Origin of the sequence: uncultured Campylobacter sp. (assembly GCF_963517995.1) — a bacterium.
Lineage (GTDB): Bacteria > Campylobacterota > Campylobacteria > Campylobacterales > Campylobacteraceae > Campylobacter_A.
Genome location: NZ_CAUQHQ010000118.1, coordinates 1 through 6,967, shown reverse-complemented (window position 1 = coordinate 6,967; position 6,967 = coordinate 1). Strand labels below are relative to the sequence as shown.

General features: G+C 43.6%; 5 protein-coding genes and 2 pseudogenes. 3 read left to right on the top strand and 4 right to left on the bottom strand.

The features are described 5' to 3' along the window. Nucleotides 1-473: pseudogene (locus RYL88_RS10380) on the top strand (ankyrin repeat domain-containing protein); the annotation flags it as partial. Then, nucleotides 457-585, top strand: coding sequence for a hypothetical protein (locus RYL88_RS10375; RefSeq protein ID WP_314991096.1), 129 nt, complete (start codon nt 457-459; stop codon nt 583-585). The pseudogene RYL88_RS10380 and the gene RYL88_RS10375, both read left to right, overlap by 17 nt. A gap of 163 nt (nt 586-748) precedes the next feature. Here RYL88_RS10375 and RYL88_RS10370 read toward each other — a convergent pair whose 3' ends face one another. From RYL88_RS10370 to RYL88_RS10360, 3 genes are all read right to left on the bottom strand, one after another. Next, nucleotides 749-1,567, bottom strand: a complete 819-nt coding sequence (locus tag RYL88_RS10370) for a DUF2314 domain-containing protein (RefSeq protein WP_314991094.1) — start codon at nt 1,565-1,567, stop codon at nt 749-751. Nucleotides 1,568-2,130: 563 nt separating this feature from the next. Next, complete coding sequence (locus tag RYL88_RS10365) at nt 2,131-2,916, bottom strand: cytochrome-c oxidase (protein ID WP_314991092.1); 786 nt, start codon at nt 2,914-2,916, stop codon at nt 2,131-2,133. A gap of 193 nt (nt 2,917-3,109) precedes the next feature. Beyond that, the gene (locus RYL88_RS10360; protein WP_314991090.1) at nt 3,110-4,654 is read right to left on the bottom strand and encodes an anion permease; all 1,545 of its coding nucleotides are present in this window, start codon (nt 4,652-4,654) and stop codon (nt 3,110-3,112) included. Between the two features lie 130 nt (nt 4,655-4,784). Between RYL88_RS10360 and RYL88_RS10355 the strand changes: the two genes are divergently transcribed. After that, complete coding sequence (locus RYL88_RS10355; RefSeq protein WP_314991089.1) at nt 4,785-5,222, top strand: GatB/YqeY domain-containing protein; 438 nt, start codon at nt 4,785-4,787, stop codon at nt 5,220-5,222. 1,308 nt (nt 5,223-6,530) lie between these two features. Here the strand turns inward: RYL88_RS10355 and RYL88_RS10350 are convergent. Further along, a pseudogene (locus tag RYL88_RS10350) lies at nt 6,531-6,967 on the bottom strand (transcriptional regulator); the annotation flags it as partial.

The window sequence follows — 6,967 nt, the reverse complement described above, 5'->3', positions numbered from 1 at the left end:
GTATGGGGTATTTTGACGAGAACGGCAACTATTTTAAAGATATGGAATATATGCCAAACTACGAACCTATGCTAAATTTGCTCCTAGACAACAATGTTTCGGGGCAACCTACTAGCGAGGAGCTGAAAGAGGCGTATAAAAAGTGTTATAAAAGTTATAGATGGCACGTTGATACATGGAAAAAAGAAATAGACAAAAATCAGACCATACCTTTATTGATACGTATGTCTATAGAAAATGGAGAGCGGTATTGTCCAGATAAAGATGGGACATTTGGCGACACTCGCACATTTATGTACTGGGCAAACGAAAAAAATAAACTTAAAAATATGATAAACTTTTGGGATGGCTTAAAAAATAATCCATCCAAAGTAATCTATATCGACGCCAACATAAGTGGTCAAGACAAAGAAAAATTAATATCTAATAAACTAATACAAAAACGAAGGAGCAAAGATGCCGCAGGGCGATAACAACGCAACGATAAACAACGATGAGCTAAACCGAGTCGTAGAAGAAGCGTCTAAAGAGATAGCGGACTTATACGTTAAATTCTTCGGGCTTAATTTTGTAGGAGGGATTTAGATACGTAATCGCGGCAGAAGGCTTGTTTGTAAGCCCGTAACCGCGATTTTGCTTTTATACGACACTAGGTCAATTTACCGACGGCAAAGGGCCGGGTGTGCGGCGCTATAAGCTCGCAAAGTAAAATTTGAGCCGTAAATTTAAGCTTTCTTGCCAGTATAAGCTACTGGCAAAGCGCCTGCGCTACGTGGTCCCAGCCAAGCGCCCTAGCGTAGTCTAGCGCGGTTTTGCCGTGGATATTTTTAGCGTTTTTATCAGCGCCCTTAGCGAGCAAGATCTCGACCGCCGTACGGTTGCCGGCTATCGCCTCGCGGTGGAGCATCGTATAGCCCTCATCGTCGGTCTGGGTTATCTCTTTTGGATTTTGGCTTAAAAACTTTTGCAACTCTTCTTTCATATTTACGCTCATCGGATGCTCGATGAGATTTTGCGGATGCGTATCTTGCTCGTAGGCTAGCAAAACTACGTCCGGATCGCCAAAATCTAGCCCCCATGCCTCGTCGTGTTCGGCGCGCTCGTCCTGACTCATAGCTTTACGCATGGCTTGTACGCTAAAGCCGCCGTATGCTCTATCATCTACCGCAAACATCCAGTCGCTGATTTGCTCTAGCGGCACCGCGACTTCGTCGCCGCTTGCGACGCTAGTTAGTATGCCTGGGTCGTTGGCTAGCACGCCGTAAACGCGCTCGCCGTCAAAATACACGTCGTTTATCCACATGTGCTCGACCTCCGTATGGCCGCCGATATCTTGCGAGAAGGCGACCTTGACGCAAGCGAAGTCAAGCCCCGGGATAATGCGGTGATTTTCCCAGTATAGCTCGCGCCAAAAGTACCTAAAGCTCCCTCTGGCCCGTCTAAAAGCCTCTAGCATCGCCGCATCTTCGCCGTCTGCGTAAAACACCGGCTCGTTTTCTTCTTTGTTTGCGCCTTTGCCATTTTTCGCGTCCGACTCGTCGCCTAATATCTTTTTAAATAGTCCCATATTTTTCCTTTAACTTTAGTTTGTATTTATTTAAATTTACCGCAAAACCCTCGCGTAAATTCGCCTATTTTTGTCCGCCCGTGCATCCAAGGCTATGGGGGGGGGTGCGAGGGGAGCGCAAATCGTCGCGTCTTGGTTTAAAAAACAAGTCGCGAATGCTAAAGCCGTTTTTAGACTTTTTGTTTGTATCCATCGTCTGCTCCTTTCGTTTGTTTTTCCGCTTTTTAGCGCGTTTGACTTGTGGCGGCTGCTTACTTTTAAGCTGAAGTCTAAATTTAGCGCCGCGTTTTTAAGCTCTTATCGCTTTATGTGCGGCGATTGCTATAATTTTAGCCAAAATTTGAAGCTAAATTTATAAAACCGCTTCATCTAAATTTAGGCTTTAGATTTTTGCCGCTTTGTACCCGCAAAACCGATATGCATTCTGGCTGATTTAGCATGATTTTGCGCGCTTGTTAGATTTAACCGCAAATTTAGTCTAAATTTTGGCTTGCTTACCCGCTTTGCCTATGGTGCAAAATTTATCTGTAAATTTAGCCGACGTGTTTAAATTTAGTTTGCAATTAGTCGCAAAATCTCTCGTCGGCGCGATTTTGCTTGCGTTTTTTAAAAAATTCTTCTTTATTTTTGGGATCCGCAAAATACTCGTCTTGTTTTTGCAGACTTTTTTCTAATAAGCCTTCGGCATTTTTGAGCGCGGCTTTGCGATCTTTAAATTTAGACGGGAATCGCTCTAAAAACACCGCCTCGTAAGGGTGAGCTTTCGTCCATTCGTTTGCCCGTAAAACGGCGGCTCGTTGCTTTCTTAGATCGCAAAAGGCGTAGGGATTTATTACGTCGCCTACAAGCTTAACGAAGGCTAAATTTACGTCCATAGTGGAGGCAAATACCGGGTCTTTTACGTCTAAGACCTCGGTAAAAACGATGAATCTATTTTTGCCGACATAAAACCAAAATGCCGCCTCGTCCTTTAGCCCCAGATCAAAGGCGCGCGCGGCAACCGTCATTAACGTGCTAGGCGCGACTAGCCCCGGCGCATCTTCGATGATTTTTATCGCCTTTTGCAGACTTTCTACGTTATTTGCCATGAGTAGGCCGTCTATCGCATCGTAAACGCGTACGTAATTAGGCACGCCGCCGCTTGCCGAGTAGAGATTTGAGACGTAGATATCGACTGAATTTACTTTTTGGGGCGCATCGTCGGCCGTTTGCGATACGAATTTAGCATTTTTGCTCGGCATAAAATTTGACGTATCTGCTCTAGGCATCGGCATTGCTGCGTATCCTTGCGCGTTTATGAGCGTAAAAGCAAGCGAGGCCGCAAGTGCGGCGGATAAAATTTTACTCATATTTCTCCTTTTTTAAAAATTACCGACCGAACGCAAATGTCGAATGCAAGCGATAAATTTTAAACGCAAATTTGCACGGCAAAGAGCGTGCTAAATTTAGCCCAAATTTATAAAATCGTCGCCGATTTTACGAGCTTTAGATTAAAATTTACGTAAGCAAACGACAAATCCGCGCCCAAACTACGGGTTAAATTTATAACCCTAGCACCGTTTTTAACAGCATATAAATGAGCGCCGCCGAGCCGCCTGCGATCGGTAGCGTGATAACCCAAGCAAGTACGATAGGCTTGACCATTTTCCAGTTGGCGTCGCGGTTTAGGATACCGATGCCAAGCACCGCGCCAATGAGGATGTGCGTCGAGGAGACCGGGATACCTAGCTTTGTGGCTAGCAGGATAACGGTACTAGCCGCTAACTCGGCGCTAAAGCCCGTCGTAGGCAGGATCTCGGCTAGCTTGCTACCGATGGTAGCGATAACCTCTTTGCCTAGAAACCAAAGCCCGACCACGAGCGAGATGCCAAATGTCACCATCGCAATTCCCGGCACCGGTGCGGTAGCGTTTATCGAGCCTGTTTTTAGCACGTCTAGGATCTCGGCAAACGGACCCACGGCGTTTTCGATGTCGTTGGCGCCGTGAGAGAAGGCAAACGAGGAGGCTGTAAATATCTGAAACCACGAGAAAATGCGGTTCGTGCTCTTTTCGGCGTTGTCTTTTTTCATCACGTTTATCATCGCAAGCGTGGCGAGATAGGTGACTATGCCGATGACGCAGATAATCCAGATCGTGCCGATAAAACCTAGGTCTAAATTTAGATGCTCAAGCCCTTTAAAAAGCATCATCGATGAGATGATGATCGCGCCGATGCCCGCTACCGTAGGGATGTGTTTGCGCATGGCTTTTGACGTATCGATCTCTTTTTCGCGCTCTTTCATGGCTTTTATAGCGAGCTTGTATTCGCTGCGTTCGCCGCTTTCTACGTCGTCGTCGTCAAGGACTGCGATCTTGCTTAGTATCCTTATCTGCTCGCTTTCGGGTTTTGTTTTTAGCTCTTGTAGATAGCGCTCTTTATAGGCTTTACGCTCGCGTTTTAGCACCTTTAGCTCTAGGGTAAATTTGCGAGTCGGGATCAAAATTTTAGATTTTATGTAGCCGTAAATGAAGTAAGAAAGGATGCCTCCTAGAAGCGGCGAGATCACCCAACTAACGGCGATCCTGCCTATCTCGCCCCAGGAAACCATAGCTAGAGCCTTATCTCCGCCCATCGTCGTAAAGCCCATCGTAAGCCCGGCGCCAACGATACCGCCAACGATCGAGTGGGTCGTGGAGATAGGTAGTCCCTTTTTAGACGCGATAAATAGCCAAATACCCGAGCTTAAAAGCGCCGACATCATAATCAGCACGAAAAGCATCGGCTCCGTGCCCTCCTGCGGGAAGCTTACGATGCCTTCGCGGATGGTTTTGGTTACCTCGCCGCCTGCAAATATCGCGCCGCTAAGCTCGAAAATAGCAGCTATAACAAGGGCTTGCTTTATCGTGACGGTCTTGGCGCCTACGCTCGTGCCAAAGGAGTTTGCGACGTCGTTGCCGCCGATGTTAAACGCCATAAAGATACCGAAAATACTAGCGATACTAAAAAGTAAAAAGTGATGAGTCGGGATGTACTGATAGCCCCAAACGAAAAATCCAAACGCGGTAATTATAAAGATCGCAAATGCAAAGAGATTGTCGCTTCTCAAGCAAGTCCTTTTAAAAATGAATGGCTAATTATAACTATATTTTTCTTAAGCAAGCCAAATTTAGGCGGTTTTATTAGCTTTAAATTTTAGCTTCGTTATAATTTGCCCACTTAAATTTAAAGGAGAAAAAATGACGATTAGAGAGCAAATTTTAGAGGACATCAAGACTGCGATGAAAGAAAAAGACAACTTTCGCCGCGACACGCTAAGGCTCGTAAACTCGGTCATCAAGCAAGTCGAAGTCGATGAGCGTGCCGAAATGACGGACGAAAAGGTGCTACCGATCCTGCAAACCCAGATCAAACGCCGCATGGACTCTATCGAGCAGTATAAAAACGGCGGTAGGGACGATCTGGCGCAAAACGAGCAAAAAGAGATCGACATCATAAACGGATATTTGCCTAAACAACTAAGCGCGGACGAGCTAGAAGCTCAGATCAAAGAGATCATCGCAGGACTAGGCGAGGGCGCAAATATCGGCGCGGTGATGAAAGCGGCCAAAGAAAAAATCGGCGCTAGAAGCGACGGCAAGAGCATAAGCGAGTGCGCAAAGAGACTGCTGGGCTAAATTTGTATTTAAATTTGACCGAATTTGCTTTGGAATTGGGTCAAATTTAAAGCGATGGCAGGCGAGCGTCGCTTGCCTTTGCTTTTTGTTAATTTTGTCAAAAATTAAAATGCTTAAATTGCGGGCGCAAACTTATTATATTTCATGACTTACGGTTTTTAGTTGCGCATTTTGTATGCCGTTTCTAGGGTAAATTTAGCGAATTATGGGGTTTTGCCTTTCATAAATTTCGAGATTTTACGCAGGTACTTTTGATGTGCCGTTGCTAGCGATTTAGCGTGATTTCGGTAAATTTAGCGGCTAGCCATACTTGGGCTTTTGCTTGCGTTTGTTAAATTTAGCGGCTGCGCCTATGCTAATTTTTATAAAAAGCTTTCAAATTTTAGGTATAAGATAAGCTAAAACTTTGCTTGCGGGACTATTTGACCGACTTTAGCTTCAAGTCTCGTTGAACGAAAATTAGTTTTTATCTTTATATTTTGATCGGTATATTTAATGCGTACCGTCTTTAAATCAGCCGAAGTTAGCGGGTTTTGGATTTAAAATCCGGTTAAATTTAAAGTTGGTAAAATTTCCAGCCGTTTTTGAGTTTTATATTTAAAATTTGCGGATTTGCATTTGATTCTTGGTTAGATCAGTAACCTTGCGCTTTAAAATTTGGAGAGAACAGTGATATTTCTTAAAAGTTTTTTAATTTAAGCTTAAGCAAATAAATAGTAGTTATGACCAAAACTATATTTTTAAAGAGTGCAAACGTATCGAAGTAGATATGCTAAAGCATGACGGCAAAGAGTTTATATTCCTGCTATACTAGCGAGTTAATTGCCTATATTATCAGAGTTTCTCAATATAGGGCATCTTATTGGCAACAAATAATAAAGTAAAGTTAAGCGCGAGAGCCACGACTTACTTTATCGCTACAAGTAGACAAAGGTATGCTAAATATAGATTAAATAAATTTAAAAGAAATTTCTCAAGCATATAACAATGATAACGCTAAGTAGAAGCCAATTTCACGCTTCATCTAAAGAACGTATTTTGCTTTATGCGGCTTAGTTGTGGATGTAGAGAGGTGAGGTTTAGGCATATAGCAACGCCAAAGATACGAAATAAGCAAAGTGCTCGCAACGAAGTTTTGATAAAAGGACCGTATAGCGTTATTTTAAAATCTATAAGAGTTATATGTAGCAAGGCGAAGTAGCAGATAAGAATCCGCTTAAGCTTATTTAGCGCAAATTTGATGCTTGGCGACATTTGCTGTATATAGGCTTGAAATTTAAGCCAAATGACTTAAATTTCAAGGTTTTTTTATTTGGCGCTTTCTTCTATGGCCAAGTCTATGATTTTAAATATCTCGCCGCTTGCTTGTTTGACTTTGGTAAATCTATCGACGAATTTTTGGATATCTTTTATGTCGTATCCGTTCTTTGACTCTTCTAGATTTGCCATTACTAGGTCGCTGATTTGTGTTGCCGGTACGCTAGCTTTTTCAAAGCTTTTTGAGTTTGCGAAATACGGTGCGGCGCTCTCATACCATGCGCTTAAATTTTGAGCCTGGCGCTCCATATTTTCATCATATCCTCTTTCGTTTATAACGTTAGAGTAAGCCGTTTGCAAATACGTTACGCGGTTGATCTTGCCGATGATGCCGATGGTTTTATTTTCGACGTATTTTGAAATTTTTGCGCTCTGCGTAGCGCCCTGGCTAAAGACGTTTACGGCATCTTGAAAGTTAGCTACGCGTA